Here is a 19,600-nt window from a genome sequence, read left to right on the forward strand (position 1 = left end):
CAATAATAAAAAAAGAGCACGCAACGACAAATTAAAGGGGACCTCCGGGTCCCCTTTGTGCTGTCTGCACCCTGGTATTTAAAGCGGTGTTCCTTGGGTGGCGGCGAAGTTGTTGAGCACCCTGCGGGTCAAGATTCGCAGTGATCGTTGTTCCAGCGCCTGCCGCTCCACTCCCAACTGCTTGAGTTCGCTCTCAAAAAACGCACTCTGCATCGCGCCGTTCACGAGTATTTCATCCCGGCGCCTGCCCAAGAGGCCGGCCAGCCGGTCAGTCACCTGGTCATGCATCGCCTGCCACTGGTCTTTTGTGGCCTGGTCTGCGGCGCTAACCTGCTCGCCTTGCAGATCCGAAAGCTCAAATAACGCGGTGCTTTTCTCGTCGATCAGATCAAGCTCCGGTGTCATCAATGCCTTGAGCTCCTGGGGGTATCGACTGCGAAGATGTGTTTCCCAGAACAGTCGCCCGGTCAAAAAAGTCTCTTCGGCAGCGGTATTGCGCTCGTCCCTCAGCACCTGCGCATAGGCTCCGTCGATCGCTGCCTGACTCACATTGGCCTGCTGGGGAAACAGCATCTCGCGGGACTTGACCGGCAACTCAAGCCGGTCTGCAAGCAGGGTACGGTATGCCAGGATGACTTCGACCTGTTCAGTAAACCCAGGCCCCCTGGCCTCGACATCCCGCTGAGCAATGGCGTCCACCAGGGTTAAACGAAACAGCTTCCTGCCCGTAGCGATCAGCGAGCCTTCAACGTGCTCCGTTCCCACCATTTCCAGTGCCCTGGCCCCCATCAGCTCGCTTTCAAGGTTCATGAATTCAACCGAACTGCCGTCGCCACAGGTGACTCGATCATCGGCGGTGGTAAACAGCGATTCGCGAATAGCCTGGCTTTCACTTGCGGCCTCAAGCATGTCCCACACTCGCTGCGCCAGTGAGGGGCGGGTCACTGCACTGGCGTACTCGGCACTGCGGGTGGTATCGGCCAATACGGTAAAAAAAGCCGCCGACTCAGGAATGCTCCGCAGTTCGTCCCAGATCCCACCACGCCGTGTCAGCTCTGCGGCCGATGGCTCGCCCAGCCAGAGATCACGCGCCTCATCCACGGTGACGTGCTCGCCCCATTGCATCAAGGGCTCGCCCATTTGAAGGCGCGCAAGGGTGGCCGCCGACAAGGGATTTTCGTGCACGTTGATGCGCTCCCGGTGCTGATAAGCGTATTCAGGCAACGTGGTGATCTGGTTTGCATGCAGGTCGATACGGGCGAGAGCAGGCAAACGTTCGACGCCGACGGGAAATCGGGTGGTGCCGGTGTTCGGCAGATACAACTGGTTCAACTCGCGTAAGCGGCTTACATCGGCCGACCATCCCAAACGTCGATTGTGTCCCAGATTCAAAATCTTCAACTGCTGCATGCTCTCCAGGCGCGTTCGGCTCTGCTCGGTCAGTTGGATGTCATTGCTCTTCAAGTTGAGTTTGGTCAGCCCTGCCCCGCCGTTTCGAAGCGCCGGCAGTTGGGTGAAATTGTTTTCGCTCAGGTTCAACCAGCGCAAGCCGCCAAATGCCTGCAGAAAAGGCAAAGAACGGTCTGAAAGCCCCATTCGACGTAACTTCAGATGGCCCACATGATCCATATTGGCGGTAATCGCAGGCAGCTCACCGACCGCTTCTTCGGATAGATCCAGCACATGGCCGATGGGTGTGCCATCCCCCGCGAATGCCTGCGCGCCACCTCGCTGCCAGACTTCGTTGATCGTCGCCGACACTCTGCGCCTGGCACTCGCATAGCCCGACTCCTCCTCCTGCCAGTTCACCAGCGCTTTATTCAGATCGAAAAACTCCGTTTCCAGGTGCGCCAGCCTCGCCAATAGCACAGCATCCGCCGCACCTTGAAGCCCTAGCAGGGTCTCGACTTCAGCCAGGGACTTCGAGGGGTAAAGCACCATCGCTTTCATTGTGCAAACAAACGGACGCTGTGCCGCGCCCCCCACCGGACTCAGCGGATAACCGATGCGCCCATCCGCCAGGCGCATCGGTGATTTGAATCCAGGCCTGATCGTTTGCAGGCCCAGCGCACGCCGGCTTGCCTGCTCGCTCAGTGGCAGGCGCCCCAGTTGCCCTTTCAAGGCCTGGGTGGAGGACAGTAACGCTGTCCGGTGGGTGAACTGCCCGCCGCTGGCGAACCACAGCGCGCTGAAAAATGCGTCTTTGTCACTGCGACAATAGAGTCTTTGCTGCGGCACGCTGTATAACATCCACTCCTTCATGTCGCTGCGGATCAGACGAAGCTGCCTGGGGGCGGTCGCATCGCCGACCCGGTCCAGCACAGCCCCCTCATACGTATCGGCCCGCAGCTCAATACACACCCCTTCCAGTTGCCCCGGAATGGCGGCCAGCTTGTGCAGCGCCAGGTGTACACCGTCCATTGTCAACGGGTTGTCGAACAGCAGGTCGGCATGCGCCCGCATGACACGCGCCTTTTGCGCGTAACGGCGTGCCTCTTCGGCCAACCGCAACGGCAAGCGTGATGTGGGTTCAATGCAACGTGCCAACTCTTCGGGCCTGGCGTGGGCGACTATTTCTTCGGCGGCCAATTTAGGCAGGCTGGGAAAGCTGCGCTGGAGCCACTGGACATGGACATCACTGGAGATATCACCGGCCGACATTTCCAGATTGAACAGCTCATTCCGGGTGTTTTTAGCCGCTGTCAGCAATCGATCCCGGTACCTTGCGGCCCTGGCTGCAGGTGTACGCTGCGCACGCATCAGTTGCGCCATACGTTCTTCGGCGAATGTCGGTTTACCGTCAACCGAACGCTCACCGCGCGTAATGATGCCCAGCATCACCTGTTCCGCGTGTATCTCCTGCTCGACCTCGTCTTCATCCAGCAACTGGCGTATTTCACCTTCAGTCAGTTGATTAAGCATGGCGGGGAACAGGACCCCACTGCCGAGCTGTTCAGGCTGCAACTTGACCACGTCACGTGGTCTTCTCACTTTGCCTGAAAGCCACGTCAGATTGCCCTCGGAATCAAAGGCTATCAGCACCCGCGATTCAGGCCACATACCATTGTCGATCAACAACTTGACTTGCATGAACCAGTTGACGCGACTGAACACATTGGGGTCGGGGCTGCTCAGCCGATCGATAAAAGCCTGATGCTTGGCGTCGCACTCAAATCGCCGGAGCATGTCTCTGAAGAGTGGCGGCGGCGCCCGATGCTCGATAAACACCTGACGCAACTCGTCATCCGACACTCCGCTGAATAGCCTCGCCTGCTCAAGCTGGCTATCGCTCAGGTGATCGACCGTATGGCCAATACGCCGGAGCAGTGTCTTGCGGTCCCACGTCAGGGGTTGTTCGAACTCATGGACCCAGGCGCCCATACCGTTATGGTGAATGCGTGGCGCATAACGTGAATCGCCGTCGGGGTGCAAGAGCCTGGATTCACCCTCGGCGCCGGTGACGACCTTGTAGTGACCACCGTCAGTTGCCGGCAGATAGAGGCCTCCCTCATGGGCATACAGCCCCTGCGCGTTCGGCCGCAGCCCTTCGGGCAAGGCGATCCGGTGCAGGTATTGGCCCGGATTGACACTGTGCAAACGCGTGCGCCCACCGAACTCCACATGCACCAGACGCTTGATAAATGCCGTGTCTTTGGCTGCCATCAGCACTTTGGGCACCGCCAGCCCCGCCAGATCCAGACCCACCGCCGAAAAGTGCGCCCAGGCCGTGCGAGTGTCGCCTTCGGACCACGCTTCAATACCTTCGCCTATCTCATAGACCATCTGCACGGCCGCAACGACCAGCATGGCCTCCCCCAGGAAGGGCACCACGAAAGAAGCCAGATTGAGAATATCCAGTGCCGTGCTTCCCCACGACCAGAGCCAGGCGTTATACGCCTGATCATTCTTCGATTGAGTGGAGACCACGGCGGTACTGGCGTTGTTCATGATCAGCCGGATACGCTGCGTCGCGCAGTCCATCCAGACATCAGACCATGAAACACCGTACGTCCCCTGGTCGGTGATTCGAGCTTTATTTGCCGGAACAAAATCCTGATCCTCGGCATGCGCCGCGCCTGGATCAAGCAAGACCTTGAGCCGGGTAAAAAAACTGTCCTGATGGGCGAGCGGCACGAACTGGCTGAAGAATTTGCGGTATTCATCACGGCACAGGCGGGTGGTCAAATGGTCGGTAAAGGCGGCTATGTGGTCATAGCTCTTGAGGGGATGGAGGGGGTCGCCAGGGATATACACCATGCAGGGCATCGGCAGGAGCTGGGCATTCCTTATGTTTACCCGCCACTCCACCGGACCGATGATCAGGATGTTCTCGATGTAGAGGTTACACAGCCGCAACGGCGAAAACTTCACTGTGTGTCCTGACCACTTGCCGCTCGACTGACTCACCAAAACGTCGTTGATCAACTGGTGTTGCGCAGGCTGGATATCGCCCTTCATCAAGGCGATGTCTGCCGCCAGTTCCAACTGGTTTTGATGGCTGATGATCAGGCTGCTAAACAACTTGCCCGCCGGCTGGTTCTGGGTTCCTGGCGCAAGGTGGCGGTTGATGGCGGCTCGCAGATATTCGTAGTAGGAACGCCCCAGATCCAGCTCCCTGCACAGTTGGGCAAACGCGTGGGCCTGGATGTCGAGTTTGAGCGACTGGACGTTGGCTGAGGGATGCACCTGCGCGCTTGAATGCCGGTAAAAGTCGTACCGGGTGATCAAGTGACAGTCCTTACACACCGGCTCGCTCGCCTGTTCCGGAGCAAAGTTGTTCAGCGCCGCCTCCAACAGGCTGACACCTTTATAAGAATAAAACTGCGGGCCCAATTCGCTGACGCGCGTGGTCGAAACCTCAGTGAGCTGCGCGTCGCAGGTGGTCTGTTCCAGCTTGCGGGCATAGAACACCTTTCTGGTATCCAGCCGTTGCCCGAACTTTTTTTCGATCGCGTCCGCCAACAATGGCTCGGCATACTCTGCCGGCGGTTTCAGTTCACCGAGCATCTGATCCAATTGGTTCAACGACGCCCTGCTGCGCTTGTGGACCTTACCCAGCCGGTCCCTGTCAGCCTGCGAGGCCTTTTTGTACCAATCAGGAATACGCAAATCCAATGACGCCAGTTCAGCTTTGCGGCTGCCCTGCGCCTCGGTATACCAGTCGGGGATATTGTCCCTGATGACGCTCAGGTGCGGACTTTGCGCGTCCGAAACCCTGTCTGCAGGAGGGGCCGTGATGTTGTCTGTCATGCGTATAGCCTTCGAGTGGCGAAATAATGCGCCACTCTAGGCAACACCTCCGCGCGGGGCGCGGTAGGAATGCACCCCGTTTCAGCGGTTGATGCTCAGCTCCTCAAGGCTGATCTCACGCATGCGGAATTTCTGGATCTTGCCCGTCACCGTCATCGGAAACTCCTCCACGAACTTGAAATACCGGGGCGTCTTGAAGTGTGCAATGCGGCCCTTGCACCAGGCCTGCAGTTCCAGCTCGTCGGCCACATGGCCCGGATGCAACTTGACCCAGGCCACGATCTCCTCGCCGTAGCGCTCATCCGGAATGCCGATGACCTGCACATCGGCCACCGCCGGGTGGGTGAAGAAAAACTCTTCCACCTCGCGCGGGTACACGTTCTCGCCACCGCGAATGATCATGTCCTTGTTGCGCCCGGCGATGCACACATAGCCGTGGGCATCCATGGTTGCCAGGTCGCCGGTGTGCATCCAGCCGGCGTCGTCGATAGCCTCGCGGGTGCCCTCGGGGTTGTTCCAGTAGCCGAGCATCACGCTGTAGCCACGGGTGCACAGTTCGCCGACCTGGCCACGGGGCAGCGTGTTACCGGCTTCATCAATGATCTTGCTTTCCAGTTGCGGCTGGGTGCGGCCGACGGTGGTCACGCGGCGCTCCAAGTCATCATCCGCCCCGGTTTGCAGGGACACAGGGCTGGTCTCGGTCATACCGTAGGCAATCTGCACCTCACCCATGTGCAATTCGCCGATGACCCGGCGCATCACCTCGATGGGGCACGTGGCGCCGGCCATGATGCCGGTGCGCAGGGTGGACAGCTCGAACTCGCCCCGGCGCGGGTGATCGAGCAGGGCGATGAACATGGTGGGCACGCCGTACAGGCCGGTGGCGCGCTCTTCGGCCACGGCGGTGAGGGTCAGCAGCGGGTCGAAGCCATCATTCGGGTAGATCATGGTGGTGCCGTGGGTGATGCAGCCCAGGTTGCCCATCACCATGCCGAAGCAGTGGTACAGCGGCACCGGGATCACCAGGCGGTCCTGCGCGGTGAGGCCCAGGCTTTCGCCGACCATATAGCCGTTATTGAGGATGTTGTGATGACTGAGGGTGGCGCCCTTGGGGAAACCGGTGGTGCCGGAGGTGTACTGGATATTGACGGCTTGATCGAAGTACAGGCTGGCCTGGCGGCTGTGCAACTGCTCGGGCGGCAGGCCTGCACCGAGGGCCGCCAGTTCCGACCAGGGCAGGAATCCCGGGGGCGGGCTGGGGTCGAGGCTGATCATGCCGCGCAGCTCAGGCCGCAGTTCCTGCAACATCGCGTGGTAGTCAGAGGTCTTGAACGAGCCGGCGCACACCAGCCACTCGCAGCCGGACTGCTTGAGCACGTAGTCCAGTTCACTGCTGCGGTACGCCGGGTTGATATTGACCAGGATCACGCCAATCTTGGCGCTGGCGATCTGGCTGATGCACCACTCGGCGCAATTGGGCGCCCAGATGCCCAGGCGATCGCCGGTTTGCATCCCCAAGGCCAGGAACGCACGGGCGTGCATATCGACGGTCTCGGCCAGTTGCCGCCAGGTGTAGCGGCGCTGCTGATGGCGCACCACAAGGGCTTCACCATCGGGGTATTGCGCCACGGTGTGATCGAAAGCTTGGCCAATCGTCATGGCCAGCAAGCTCTTGTCCTGGGAGCCACGGCTGTAGCTCGGATGCGGTTGATCCATAACGACCCCTGTTGTCTTTTTTGTAGGTTGACGTATACGTAAACTACGATTGACAGCGCCGTAACGCAAGCTTACGTTAACGTAAAGGTGAGCGCCCTTCCCTGGCGCGCCATCCACACAACAACAAAGCTCACATTAAGGTGCCTGTCCATGAGTTACCCGTCCCTGAACTTCGCCCTCGGTGAAACCATCGACATGCTGCGCGACCAGGTGCAGTCCTTCGTGGCCAAGGAAATCGCGCCCCGTGCAGCACAGATCGACATCGACAACCTGTTCCCCGCCGACCTGTGGCGCAAGTTCGGGGATATGGGCCTGCTGGGCATCACCGTGCCGGAAGAATACGGCGGCGCCGGCCTGGGCTACCTGGCCCACGTGGTAAGCATGGAAGAAATCAGCCGTGGCTCGGCCTCGGTGGCGCTGTCCTACGGCGCTCATTCCAACCTGTGTGTGAACCAGATCAACCGCAACGGCAGTCACGAGCAGAAACTCAAGTACCTGCCCAAACTGATCAGCGGCGAACACGTCGGCGCCCTGGCCATGAGCGAGCCGAACGCCGGTTCCGATGTGGTCTCGATGAAACTGCGCGCCGACAAGCACGGCGACCACTATGTGCTCAACGGCAGCAAGACCTGGATCACCAACGGCCCCGACGCCAGCACCTATGTGATCTACGCCAAGACCGACCTGGAAAAGGGCCCGCACGGCATCACCGCGTTTATCGTCGAGCGCGACTGGAAAGGCTTCAGCCGCAGCAACAAGTTCGACAAGCTCGGCATGCGCGGCTCCAACACCTGCGAGCTGTTCTTCGATGACGTCGAAGTACCCGAGGAAAACATCCTCGGCGTGCTCAACGGCGGTGTAAAAGTGCTGATGAGCGGCCTCGATTACGAGCGCGTGGTGCTGTCCGGCGGTCCCACCGGGATCATGCAGGCGTGCATGGACCTGATCGTGCCCTACATCCACGATCGCAAGCAGTTCGGCCAAAGCATCGGCGAATTCCAACTGATCCAGGGCAAGGTCGCCGACATGTACACCCAACTCAACGCCAGCCGCGCCTACCTCTATGCGGTGGCCCAGGCCTGCGAGCGCGGCGAAACCACGCGCAAGGATGCGGCCGGGGTAATCCTCTACAGCGCCGAACGCGCCACGCAAATGGCCCTCGACGCGATCCAGATCCTCGGTGGCAATGGCTATATCAATGAATTCCCCGCCGGGCGCCTGCTGCGGGACGCCAAGCTGTATGAAATCGGCGCTGGCACCAGTGAAATTCGGCGGATGCTGATCGGTCGCGAACTCTTCAACGAAACCCGCTGAAGGAGCGCCCCATGGCCACCTTGCATACCCAGCTCAACCCACGCTCCGCTGAGTTCGCCAGCAACAGCGCAGCGATGCGCCAACAGGTCGACGCCCTGCACACCCTGCTTGCCCACGTGCAGCAAGGCGGCGGTGCCAAGGCCCAGGAGCGCCATACCTCGCGTGGCAAACTGCTGCCGCGCGAGCGCATCAATCGCCTGCTGGACCCGGGCTCGCCGTTCCTTGAACTCAGCCAACTGGCCGCTCATCAGGTGTATGGCGAAGACGTGCCGGCGGCCGGCGTGATTGCCGGGATCGGCCGCGTGGAAGGCGTCGAATGCATGATCGTCGCCAACGACGCCACCGTGAAAGGCGGTTCCTACTACCCGCTCACGGTGAAAAAACACCTGCGCGCCCAGACCATCGCCGAGCAAAACCGCCTGCCGTGCATTTACCTGGTGGACTCCGGCGGCGCCAACCTGCCGCGCCAGGATGAAGTGTTTCCCGACCGCGAACACTTCGGGCGGATCTTCTTCAACCAGGCCAACATGAGTGCCCAGGGCATCCCGCAGATCGCCGTGGTGATGGGCTCGTGCACCGCTGGCGGCGCCTACGTGCCGGCCATGGCCGACGAAGCGATCATGGTGCGCAACCAAGCCACCATCTTCCTGGCCGGCCCGCCGCTGGTGAAAGCCGCTACCGGTGAAGTGGTGAGCGCCGAAGACCTCGGCGGTGCCGATGTGCACTGCAAGATCTCCGGCGTGGCCGACCACTATGCCGACAGTGACGAACACGCCCTGGCCCTGGCCCGTCGCAGCGTGGCCAACCTCAATTGGCGCAAGCAGGGCCAATTGCTGCAACGCACGCCCGTGGCGCCGCTGTACAGCAGCGAAGAGCTCTACGGCGTAATCCCGGCCGATGCCAAGCAGCCGTTCGATGTGCGCGAAGTGATCGCACGGCTGGTGGATGGCTCGGTGTTCGATGAGTTCAAGGCGCTGTTCGGCACTACCCTGGTGTGCGGCTTTGCGCACTTGCACGGCTACCCGATTGCGATCCTGGCGAACAACGGGATTCTGTTCGCCGAGGCCGCGCAAAAAGGCGCGCACTTTATCGAACTGGCCTGCCAACGCGGGATACCCCTGCTGTTCCTGCAGAACATCACCGGGTTTATGGTCGGCCAGAAATACGAAGCCGGTGGCATTGCCAAGCACGGCGCCAAGCTGGTGACGGCGGTGGCATGTGCCAAGGTGCCGAAATTCACGGTGATCATCGGCGGCAGCTTCGGCGCCGGCAATTACGGGATGTGCGGGCGCGCCTACGACCCGCGCTTTTTGTGGATGTGGCCCAACGCGCGGATTGGCGTGATGGGCGCCGAACAGGCTGCGGGCGTGCTGGTGCAGGTCAAGCGTGAGCAGGCTGAACGTGCAGGCGTCGGGTTCAGCGCCGAAGAGGAAGCCGCGATCAAGCAGCCGATCCTCGACCAGTATGAAACCCAGGGTCACCCTTATTACTCCAGCGCACGCCTGTGGGACGACGGCGTCATCGACCCGTTGCAGACCCGCGACGTGCTGGCCCTGGCCTTGTCCGCCGCGCTGAATGCCCCCATCGAGCCGAGCCGCTTCGGTGTGTTCCGCATGTAAATGGAGTTGTCCCCATGAGCGATTTCAACACCCTCGAACTGATCACCGACAGCCGTGGCTTTGCCACGCTGTGGCTCAGTCGTGAAGCCAAGAACAACGCGTTCAACGCCGAGATGATCCGCGAACTGATCATCGCCCTCGACCATGTGCAAGCTGATGCGTCCCTGCGTTTCCTGGTGCTGCGTGGGCGCGGCAGGCACTTCAGCGCCGGCGCCGACCTGGCCTGGATGCAGCAGTCGGCCGAACTGGATTACCACACCAACCTGGACGACGCCCGCGAACTGGCCGAGCTGATGTACAACCTGGCCAAGCTGAAAATCCCCACCCTGGCAGTGGTGCAAGGCGCGGCCTACGGTGGCGCGCTGGGCCTGATCAGTTGTTGCGACATGGCCATCGGCGCCGATGATGCGCAGTTCTGCCTGTCGGAAGTGCGCATCGGCCTGGCCCCGGCCGTGATCAGCCCGTTCGTGGTGCAGGCCATCGGCGAACGTGCGGCGCGGCGCTATGCCCTGACCGCCGAGCGGTTTGGCGGCCAGCGTGCACGGGAAATCGGCCTGCTGGCGGAAAGCTACCCGAGTGGCGAACTGGACCAGCAGGTGGAACAGTGGATCTCCAACCTGCTGCAAAACAGCCCGTCGGCGATGCGCGCCAGCAAGGACCTGTTGCGCGAAGTCGGAAACGGCGCGCTCACCCCTGCCCTGCGCCGCTATTGCGAAAATGCCATTGCGCGCATCCGTGTCAGCGCCGAAGGCCAGGAGGGTTTGCGCGCGTTCCTGCAAAAACGCCCGCCCACCTGGCAGCCCCAGGAGCCGCGTTCATGAGCACCCTGACCACCGTACTGGTGGCCAACCGCGGCGAGATCGCCTGCCGGGTGATGCGGACCGCCAAGGCCATGGGCCTGACCACCGTGGCGGTGCACAGCGCCGTCGACCGTGATGCGCGACACAGCCGCGAGGCGGATATTCGTGTCGACCTGGGGGGCAGCAAGGCTAACGAGAGCTACCTGAAAATCGACAAACTGATCGCCGCCGCCCAGGCCAGCGGCGCCCAGGCCATACACCCAGGCTACGGCTTCCTGTCGGAAAACGCCGGGTTCGCCCGTGCGATCGAAGCGGCGGGCCTGATCTTTCTCGGGCCGCCCGCCTCGGCCATCGACGCCATGGGCAGTAAATCCGCGGCCAAGGCTCTGATGGAAACCGCCGGCGTGCCCCTGGTGCCGGGGTATCACGGCACAGAACAGGACCTGGACACCTTCCGCGCCGCCTGCGAGCGCATCGGCTATCCGGTGCTGCTCAAGGCCACGGCCGGTGGCGGCGGCAAGGGCATGAAGGTGGTGGAGGATGTCAGCCAACTCGCCGAAGCGCTCGCCTCGGCCCAGCGTGAGGCGCTGTCGTCCTTCGGCAATGGGCAGATGCTGGTGGAGAAATACCTGCTCAAGCCACGCCACGTAGAGATCCAGGTGTTTGCCGATCAGCATGGGCATTGCCTGTACCTCAATGAGCGGGATTGCTCGATCCAACGCCGCCATCAAAAGGTCGTCGAGGAGGCGCCGGCACCGGGGCTGAGCGTTGCACAGCGCAAGGCGATGGGCGAAGCGGCGGTGCGTGCGGCCCAGGCCATCGGTTATGTCGGCGCGGGCACCGTTGAGTTTTTGCTGGACGCCCGTGGCGAGTTTTTCTTTATGGAGATGAACACGCGGCTGCAGGTGGAACACCCCGTCACCGAAGCGATTACCGGCCTCGACCTGGTGGCCTGGCAGATTCGTGTCGCCCAGGGCGAAGCGCTGCCGATCACCCAGGAGCAGGTGCCGCTGATCGGCCATGCAATTGAAGTTCGCTTGTATGCCGAGGACCCCGCCAACGACTTCCTGCCCGCCACCGGGCACCTGGCGCTGTACCGCGAATCCGCCCCCGGCCCGGGGCGTCGCGTGGACAGTGGTGTCGAGCAAGGAGACAACGTTTCGCCGTTCTACGACCCGATGCTTGGCAAGCTGATTGCCTGGGGCGAAGACCGTGAACAGGCGCGCCTGCGGTTGCTGGGCATGCTCGATGAGTTTGCCGTGGGTGGGCTGAAGACCAACCTGGGCTTCCTGCGGCGCATCATTGGCCATCCGGCATTTGCGGCAGCTGAGCTGGATACCGGATTTATTCCGCGCTACCAGGACGAACTTCTGCCGGTGGCCGGGGCGTTGAGCGATGAATTCTGGCAGGCCGCAGGTTCGGCCTTCATGCAGAGCTTGCCTGCGGGTGATGGGCCGTGGGCGGACAACCGTGGATTCCGTGCAGGGCTGCCCGCCGAGGTCTCGCTGCACTTGAGCTGCAATGGCCAGGACCGCCTGGTGACGCTGACCGCAGACGCCGCAAGATTGCAGGGCGAACAGTTAGTGATCGAACACCAGGGCGTCCGTCGTTCACATCTGGCAGTGCGCAACGGGCACGAAGTTTTCCTGCGTTGGGACGGCGAGATGCAGGGCGTGAGCCTGTTCGATCCGATTGCGGCGGTCGAGGCCAACCAGTCGCACCAGGGCGGCCTCACGGCACCGATGAACGGCAGCATCGTACGGGTGCTGGTGGACGTCGGCCAAACGGTCGAGGCCGGCACGCAACTGGTGGTGCTCGAAGCGATGAAGATGGAGCACAGCATCCGCGCGCCCCAGGCCGGGGTAGTCAAGGCGCTGTTCTGCCAGGAAGGCGAAATGGTTGCCGAAGGGTGCGCGTTGGTGGAACTCGAAACCGCGGACTAGAACTTCGCCGTGGCCTGCACCACGACGCCCAGGATGCGGCAATCAGCGGTGAACAACAGTTTCGGGTAGGTGGGGTTGAGCGGCACCAGGTAGAGCTGGCCGCTCTCCTCCATCAACTGGCGGAAGGTCGCGTGAGGGCTGTCGGCCCGTTGGGCGACTACCAGTTTGCCGGGTTCGGCGGCGATGGCCGGATCCACCAGGATCATCATCCCCGCGGCGATGCTCGGGCCGCTGAGCGCAGTCATGGCGTCACCTGTCACCGGCAGCCAGAAGGCGTCACCCTGGGCGTGGTAATCCGTCAGCTCGAAGCGTGCGGCGCCATAGGCCGGGCGCTCTTCGCGAATTTCGCACAGGCCTTTCCACTCGCTGACCGGGTAGCGAAAGTACGACGTGTACTGTCTTGCCGGGCCACGGACCTCGTCGGCCTTCTCACGCAGCTCCTGCACCACTTCCAGGTCGCCCAGCCCCAGCGCTGCCAGCACCCGGTTCATGTCCACCAGGCTCGGCACGCGGCGCTTGTTGAGCCAATGGCCGACGCCACCCTGGGACATGCCCAAGCGTTCAGCCAACTCCCCCTGGGTGACCTTGCGGTCTTTCATGCTGGCCTTGACCAACGCTATCCATTTATCCATGGGCGCCGACAATACGTCAGGTATTTTCCAGGGCAATAAACAGTTTGTAGTAATCCATAAAACGACATAAATACGATACGTACTATCATCGAGCATAAGGTTTTCGACACCCACCCAGAGTACCGCCCCTTATGACGACGAGCCCGTATCTCCTGCCTGAACCCCCTGAAAACGATGACGTGCAAAACCTGCGCAGCAGCGGTGCTGCCCAGCGCGCGCTGGACTTTTACTTGAAAGAAAATATGTCGGCACCCGTCCCGGATATGAGCTTGTTCGCCATCAAGCCTGGCATCAGCCAGGAGGAAGCCTTGGTACACGCCTCGGACCTGTTGCGCAGTGCCGCTGCCACGGCCTACGAATCAGCGAGCAGCCATCAGGGCAATCAGCGCGACCTGGCGTTTTCAGTGGTGTATTTGATTGATATGGCGAAGGCGATGGTGGAGCGGTCGTTGCAGGCAACGGAGGTTCGGGCGAACGGATAACAGGCGCAGAAGAAAAATATTTCTATCCGATGGATAAAAACATTTGACTTGCAAATGATAATGATTATTATTGGGCTCAGCTGATCGCGAGATCAGTCGATAGACCAAGAGACCTTAGGTCGGACTCTTGGAATATCTCCTCATCAGGCTAATCACGGTTTTTGACCCGGCTCTTTGGCCGGGTCTTTTTTTTGCCAGTTTCCCTGGCATGGCTTCAGGCTAATGAAGACTGTGTGTTGCTTGATGGCGCGCATGGTAGCAAAAGACCATCGCCAAAAGAAAGCCAGTACAACGCTCTGGCGCACATCTCTGGGAAATAGCGCTTGAGAATCAATCTCATAGACTCTAAGCTGCGGCGGCGTCACGGATGACGCCCCCCTCCCCCGCAACAATTTTGCATCCAGGCTTTACCAGACTCCTGTGTAATATAGCCGCCACAACACTCATATTCAGGCAACCAGACTATGACCGTGGCCTTGACCTCCATCAAGATCAGTACCGACTTCGACAGTGGCAATATCCAGGTGCTCGACGCCAGCGATGCCTACAATTTGCTGCTTGCCATCCAGCCCGATACCCGCAGCCACCATTACCAATGGTTCCACTTCAAGGCCGAAGGCATGCACGTGGGCCACACCCATAATTTTCGCCTGAGCAACGCCGGTGGCTCTTCGTATAAGCACGCCTGGAGCGGCTACAACGCTGTCGCGTCTTATGATCACGTCAACTGGTTCCGAGTCCCTACGCGCTTTGACGGCGAGATCCTGCACATCAGCCTCGAAACCAGTGAGAAGCATGCCTGGTTGGCCTACTTTGAGCCCTACAGCCGCGAACGCCACGACTGGCTGATCGACCAGGCCCTGAAGTACGCCGGCACCCAACTGCTGGCCACCGGCAAAAGTGTCGAGGGCCGCGATATTCAACTGTTACGGCGTGGCAAAGGCGGCGAAGGCCGGCGCAATATCTGGATCATCGCCCAGCAGCACCCCGGCGAACACATGGCCGAATGGTTTATGGAAGGCATCATCGAACGCCTGCAACAGGATGGCGATGCCGAGATGAAAAAACTCCTGGCCGTTGCCGACCTGTACCTGGTGCCGAACATGAACCCCGACGGCGCCTTCCACGGTCACTTGCGCACCAACGCCATGGGCCAGGACCTCAATCGCGCCTGGCAAAGCGCCAGCCAGGAGATCAGCCCGGAAGTGCTGTTCGTGCAACAGCAAATGCACCAGTACGGCGTCGACCTGTTCCTCGACATCCACGGCGACGAAGAAATCCCCTACGTGTTCACCGCTGCCTGCGAAGGCAACCCCAGCTACACCCCGCGCATCGAAGCGCTGGAAAAACGCTTCCGCAGCCATTTGAGTTCGCTGACCCGTGACTTTCAAACCACCCACGGCTACACCCGTGACTTGCCGGGTGAAGCCAATATGACCCTGGCCTGCAACGCCGTCGGCGAGCAATACGACTGCCTGTCCCTGACCCTGGAAATGCCGTTCAAGGACAACGACAACGCGCCCAACCCGCAAACCGGTTGGTCAGGCGAACGCTCCAAACAACTGGCCAAGAACGTATTGAGCAGCGTGGCCGATATCGTCACGGTCCTGCGCTAACGCCCTTTGCCCCCGGCATCAGTCCTTGGTGCCGGTCATGCTCTGCAACACCCCATCGCGCCGAATCAACCCATGGAACAGCGCCGCCGCCAGGTGCAACAGCACCGTCAGGAACAGCAGGTAGGCCAGATACCCATGGGCCTTGCGCAATAGCGCAAACAGCGGCGCATCCGCCGCCACCAACGCCGGTAACTGCACCGAACTGCTGAGCATCACCGGGTCGCCCGCCGCCGAAATCATCGCCCAGCCCAGCAGCGGCAACACCAGCATCAACCCATACAAGACCAGATGGGACGCCTTGGCCGCCAGCACTTGCCACAGCGGTAAGTCAGACGGCAACGGCGGCTGGCGGGTGGAGAAGCGCACCGCCAAGCGCACGATCACCAGCACCAGGATCGCGATCCCCAGCGGCTTATGCAGGTGGATCAACCACTCATGCCGCTCCGACACTGACGCCGCCAAGCCTGCGCCGATAAACAACATGGCGATGACCATCAGCGCCATCAACCAGTGCAGCAGGCGCGCCAGGGGCGCAAAAAACCGAGGTTGGGCATTCATGGCTTGGACTCCGCTGGGGCACTGTGCAAGGGGCTGACTTCACCGGCACGGCGCAGGAAAGAACTGGCATATGCCGCCGAACGTGCAGCCAGCAGCGGGTCATTGGAGGCTTCGATGCCGCTGGGCAAGATCAACGGATCGAAATTGATGTCGCGACAATCACCGTCGGCCTGGGGTTGGCTGCTTTGCAACACCAGGGTGCCGGCATTCAGCACCTTGTGCTCACCGGTCCAGGGTTTGCTCGCGTCCTCCAGCGGGTCGCCGGGGTTGGCCAGGGTCATGTTCAACTGCCAACGCAAAGGCCCTGTGGCCAGGCGTTGCACCAGGTCTTTCTCAAGAAAATCGCCCCCGGCCGGTGCGGTCTCCCCCGCCGCATCCTGACGCTCGGGCACTACGCCCCAGCGCACGGCCTGGCGCTTGCCCTCGGCACTCACCAAGTAAAACGCGTTGATACCGTTATAGGTTTCGGTCGCATAACTGGCCGATGGCTTGGCCGTTTTGACCCATGCAAGGAATGGCGCCGCCTCAGGGTGTGCGGCAAAAAATGCCGGCATATTCGCCGGGTTCGGCTTGCCGGTAGCCGGGTCCGGCGCGCCGGCCTTGAGCATCTGGTAGAACGCCTCGGGCGTGCCCACCGGGAACACCGGCATGCTGTTCATGCCGGTACGCCATTGCTGGCCGTTGGCCAGGCTGAACTGCACGGCAAAGCTGCGGATCGGTACACTGCTGTCCGGCGCATAGGGGTTGCCGCTGGGCAAGGCGAAGCGGCCGATCAACGGGGTCCTGGCCTCACTGAACACTTGGGCGCTGGAGTAGGCACGGGCCTCAGCACTGCTTTCGAAGTACCCGGCCACGCACACGCCCTTGGCGTGGTTACGCCGGAATCCAGGGTGCACGCCGTTGTTGGTTTCCAGGGCATTGACCAGGGTTTTCGGGCGAAGGCGTTGTGGGTCGAGGCTGCCATTGACGTAGGCAAATGCCCCGGCCATAACCGCAACCACGGCACCAATACCCGCAAGTCGTGCGATCAGGCTCGCCGTGCTTAACGGGGGACGTGGCGGTGATGAGTGATCTACCATGAACAAACTCCAGGGCCTGAAGGCCTTTGGGGGTAAACATAAGGTCGGAGCATTAAGACGAACGCCGATCCGCTCTATTCCCAGGCCCTGGATTTATTTTCCACGGTCGGGAATAACCGTTCACGCCGGACGTCTCTCTAGTCCCAGCGTAGTGACCAGCCAGACACCCATGCATGAACTCGACGAACCGTTACGTGAACTCATCCCCAGGCTGCGGCGTTTCGCTGTGTCCCTGACCCGTAACGCCAGCAGTGCCGACGACCTGGTGCAGGCGACCCTGGAGCGGGCGATCACCCGTTGGGCCGACAAACGCATCGAAGGCGATCTGCGCGCGTGGCTGTTCTCGATCCTCTACCGGCAGTTCCTCGATGCCCACCGCCGCACCCGGCGCTATGCACGCATGCTGGAATTCTTTACCGGCCGCGATGATGCGCAGCCGTCGGTGGAGCGCACCGTCATCGCCCAAGCGACCCTGCAAGCCTTCGACCAACTCAACACCGAACAACGCGCGCTGCTGTTGTGGGTGTCGGTGGAGGGCTTGAGCTACAAGGAAGTCGCGCAAATACTCGAGGTGCCGATTGGCACCGTGATGTCGCGCCTGTCCCGGGCGCGCCAAGCGTTGCGTCAACTCAGCGATGGCGACATCGCCAGCCCTTCCCTGCGGATACTCAAATGATCAGCCTGCCCCCCAGCGAACGCGACCTGCATGCCTACGTCGATCACCAACTCCTGGACAGTGATCGCCGTGTGCTCGAAACCTACCTGGCCGCCCATCCCGAGCTGGCGGCCCAAGTGCAGGCCTGGCAACAGGACGCGCAATTGCTGCGTGCGTCATTGAGCGGCGCCCTGCAACAACCGGCCAACCCGGCGCTGGACCCGACGCTGATTCGCCAGCGCCTCAAGCACCAGACGCGCCGCCACTTTGCTACCGCCGCAGTGCTGCTGATGGCCGTCAGCCTCGGCGGCCTCGGCGGCTGGCATGCCCGTGAAGCCACGCAACCGCCGCTGTTACCGATGGCCGACGCGATGCAAGCGTTCCGCCTGTTTGCCCAGGAGGGCATCATGCCCGCTGACTACAACGGCCAGGACCGCGGCACGATGCAGGCGTGGCTCGACCGCTACTTCAATCAAGCCCATCGCCTGCCGGACTTGAGCCAAGCAGGCTTCACGCCCGTCAGCGGGCGACTGCTCACCACCGATCAAGGCGCCGCCGCCATGGTGCTGTACCAGGACGCACAAGGCCGGCGCATCAGCTTCTACATTCGCCCACCGGGCCCGGACAACGGTTTCCTGCCCCGTGGCGAGCGCACGGCGGATGGGTTGCAAGCCCAATACTGGTCCGGCGGCGGCTACAACTATGCGGTGGTCAGCCCGACGGACCAGCCGACGCCGCCGCTGCAGCCGTTCTAGATTGGTCAAATCGCCACCGGCGCCCTAAAGTAAGCGACCACCGCACTACAGAGTGACTCGCATTGGCCGTGCTCCCCCTTATCCGTCGTTTGTTCGGTAAAAAAACCGACACACTGGACGACACGCCCATCCAGACGTTCTTTCAGGACAAAGCCCGGCAACTGGGTTACACCCTCAGTGCTGGCCAAACCCAGGCCATCACCGCCATGGCGCGCCAGACCCAGCACCTGCTCGCCGGCCAGCCTACCCGCAGCCTGTACCTGCACGGCCCGGTGGGGCGCGGCAAAAGCTGGCTGCTGGACGGTTTCTTCCAGGCGCTGCCCATCGCCGAAAAGCAACGCGTGCATTTCCATGAGTTTTTCGCCCAACTGCACCGCGGTATGTTCACGCACCAGGCGACGGACGATGCATTGGCCATGACCCTGGACGAACTGCTCGACGGCTGCCGCGTGCTGTGTTTCGACGAGTTCCACGTGCACGACATCGGCGATGCCATGCTGATTACCCGGCTGTTCAAGGCCCTGTTCCAGCGTGGCGTGTGGGTGCTGGTGACCTCCAACTATCCACCCGAAGGGCTGTTGCCCAACCCGCTGTACCACGAACGTTTCAAGCCGGTGATCGACTTGATTGCCGCGCGTATGGACGTGCTGGAAGTCAGTTCGCCCGAGGACTTTCGCAGCCTGCCCCAGGCCCAGGCCGTGCAGCGCTTTACCACCGGCTGTTACCTGTGGCCGGGCACGCAGGCCCAGCGTGCGGCGCTCGACCTGCCTGTCAGCGGCGGCCCGACGCAGACGCTGACGGTGGGCAACCGGAGATTGATCTGCCGCCAGCATCAAGCCCGCACCATCGTATTCACCTTCAACGACCTGTGCGAACAGCTGACGGCGGTGATGGACTACCTGTTGCTGTGCGAGGCGTTCGATCACTGGGTCATCGACGGCCTGCCCCACCTGGCAGAGTGTCCGATCGCCGTGCAGCAGCGTTTTATCAACCTGGTGGACGTGCTTTACGACAAGGACAAGCACCTGATCCTGATCGGCGAACAACCGCTGGCACAGGCAATGAGCGGCCAGGCCATCGACCTGGCGCGCACTGCCAGCCGCCTGAGCCAATTGCAACAGGCCAACCCGCAACGGGTGCGCGACCCGGTATCATGAGCGCCATTTACGCCCCCCTTGCCG

At 61.5% G+C, this 19,600-nt stretch carries 14 protein-coding genes; 9 read left to right on the forward strand and 5 right to left on the reverse strand.

What is annotated here, in order from left to right:
* Positions 1 to 78 precede the first annotated feature (78 nt).
* Entirely contained in the window at positions 79 to 5,250 is a 5,172-nt protein-coding gene (locus HDC32_RS05485; protein ID WP_184742812.1) for an NEL-type E3 ubiquitin ligase domain-containing protein, read from the reverse strand.
* 81 nt (positions 5,251 to 5,331) lie between these two features.
* Entirely contained in the window at positions 5,332 to 6,966 is a 1,635-nt protein-coding gene (locus HDC32_RS05490) for an AMP-binding protein (RefSeq protein WP_184742814.1), read from the reverse strand.
* A 150-nt stretch (positions 6,967 to 7,116) separates the two neighbouring features.
* Here HDC32_RS05490 and HDC32_RS05495 point away from each other — a divergent pair, with 150 nt between their 5' ends.
* The 4 genes from HDC32_RS05495 to HDC32_RS05510 are packed head-to-tail and all read left to right on the forward strand — an operon-like array spanning position 7,117 to position 12,642.
* On the forward strand, positions 7,117 to 8,280 hold the full coding sequence (locus HDC32_RS05495; protein ID WP_131698111.1) for an isovaleryl-CoA dehydrogenase: 1,164 nt from the start codon (positions 7,117 to 7,119) through the stop codon (positions 8,278 to 8,280).
* An 11-nt stretch (positions 8,281 to 8,291) separates the two neighbouring features.
* Positions 8,292 to 9,899 (forward strand): carboxyl transferase domain-containing protein, encoded by a 1,608-nt coding sequence (locus tag HDC32_RS05500; RefSeq protein ID WP_053138385.1) that lies wholly within the window; start codon positions 8,292 to 8,294, stop codon positions 9,897 to 9,899.
* Between the two features lie 14 nt (positions 9,900 to 9,913).
* Entirely contained in the window at positions 9,914 to 10,720 is an 807-nt protein-coding gene (locus HDC32_RS05505; protein ID WP_184742816.1) for a gamma-carboxygeranoyl-CoA hydratase, read from the forward strand.
* Entirely contained in the window at positions 10,717 to 12,642 is a 1,926-nt protein-coding gene (locus HDC32_RS05510) for an acetyl/propionyl/methylcrotonyl-CoA carboxylase subunit alpha (protein WP_184742819.1), read from the forward strand. Before HDC32_RS05505 ends, HDC32_RS05510 begins: the two co-directional genes overlap by 4 nt.
* On the opposite strand, the gene HDC32_RS05515 is transcribed toward HDC32_RS05510, so the two are convergent.
* Entirely contained in the window at positions 12,639 to 13,274 is a 636-nt protein-coding gene (locus tag HDC32_RS05515; protein ID WP_145337623.1) for a LexA family transcriptional regulator, read from the reverse strand. The genes HDC32_RS05510 and HDC32_RS05515 overlap by 4 nt on opposite strands.
* A 131-nt stretch (positions 13,275 to 13,405) precedes the next feature.
* Here HDC32_RS05515 and HDC32_RS05520 point away from each other — a divergent pair, with 131 nt between their 5' ends.
* On the forward strand, positions 13,406 to 13,756 hold the full coding sequence (locus HDC32_RS05520) for a DUF6124 family protein (RefSeq protein WP_131698116.1): 351 nt from the start codon (positions 13,406 to 13,408) through the stop codon (positions 13,754 to 13,756).
* Between the two features lie 464 nt (positions 13,757 to 14,220).
* Complete coding sequence (locus HDC32_RS05525) at positions 14,221 to 15,372, forward strand: M14-type cytosolic carboxypeptidase (protein WP_131698117.1); 1,152 nt, start codon at positions 14,221 to 14,223, stop codon at positions 15,370 to 15,372.
* A gap of 18 nt (positions 15,373 to 15,390) precedes the next feature.
* Here HDC32_RS05525 and HDC32_RS05530 read toward each other — a convergent pair whose 3' ends face one another.
* Positions 15,391 to 15,930 (reverse strand): cytochrome b, encoded by a 540-nt coding sequence (locus HDC32_RS05530; protein WP_065940125.1) that lies wholly within the window; start codon positions 15,928 to 15,930, stop codon positions 15,391 to 15,393.
* Positions 15,927 to 17,009 (reverse strand): catalase family peroxidase, encoded by a 1,083-nt coding sequence (locus HDC32_RS05535; protein WP_184742822.1) that lies wholly within the window; start codon positions 17,007 to 17,009, stop codon positions 15,927 to 15,929. Before HDC32_RS05535 ends, HDC32_RS05530 begins: the two co-directional genes overlap by 4 nt.
* 169 nt (positions 17,010 to 17,178) lie before the next feature.
* Here HDC32_RS05535 and HDC32_RS05540 point away from each other — a divergent pair, with 169 nt between their 5' ends.
* The 3 genes from HDC32_RS05540 to zapE all read left to right on the forward strand — a co-directional run bounded on the left by HDC32_RS05540 (position 17,179) and on the right by zapE (position 19,576).
* Positions 17,179 to 17,685 carry an RNA polymerase sigma factor gene (locus HDC32_RS05540; RefSeq protein WP_027606262.1) on the forward strand — a complete coding sequence of 169 codons (507 nt, stop codon included), beginning with the start codon at positions 17,179 to 17,181 and terminating at the stop codon, positions 17,683 to 17,685.
* Entirely contained in the window at positions 17,682 to 18,419 is a 738-nt protein-coding gene (locus HDC32_RS05545; RefSeq protein ID WP_184742825.1) for an anti-sigma factor, read from the forward strand. The genes HDC32_RS05540 and HDC32_RS05545 overlap by 4 nt, the downstream gene beginning before the upstream one ends.
* Positions 18,420 to 18,481: 62 nt before the next feature.
* Positions 18,482 to 19,576: a cell division protein ZapE gene (gene zapE, locus HDC32_RS05550; protein WP_184742828.1), complete on the forward strand. Its 1,095-nt coding sequence runs from the start codon at positions 18,482 to 18,484 to the stop codon at positions 19,574 to 19,576.
* Positions 19,577 to 19,600: the final 24 nt, after the last annotated feature.

This window comes from Pseudomonas sp. JAI120 (assembly GCF_014207255.1).
GTDB lineage: Bacteria > Pseudomonadota > Gammaproteobacteria > Pseudomonadales > Pseudomonadaceae > Aquipseudomonas.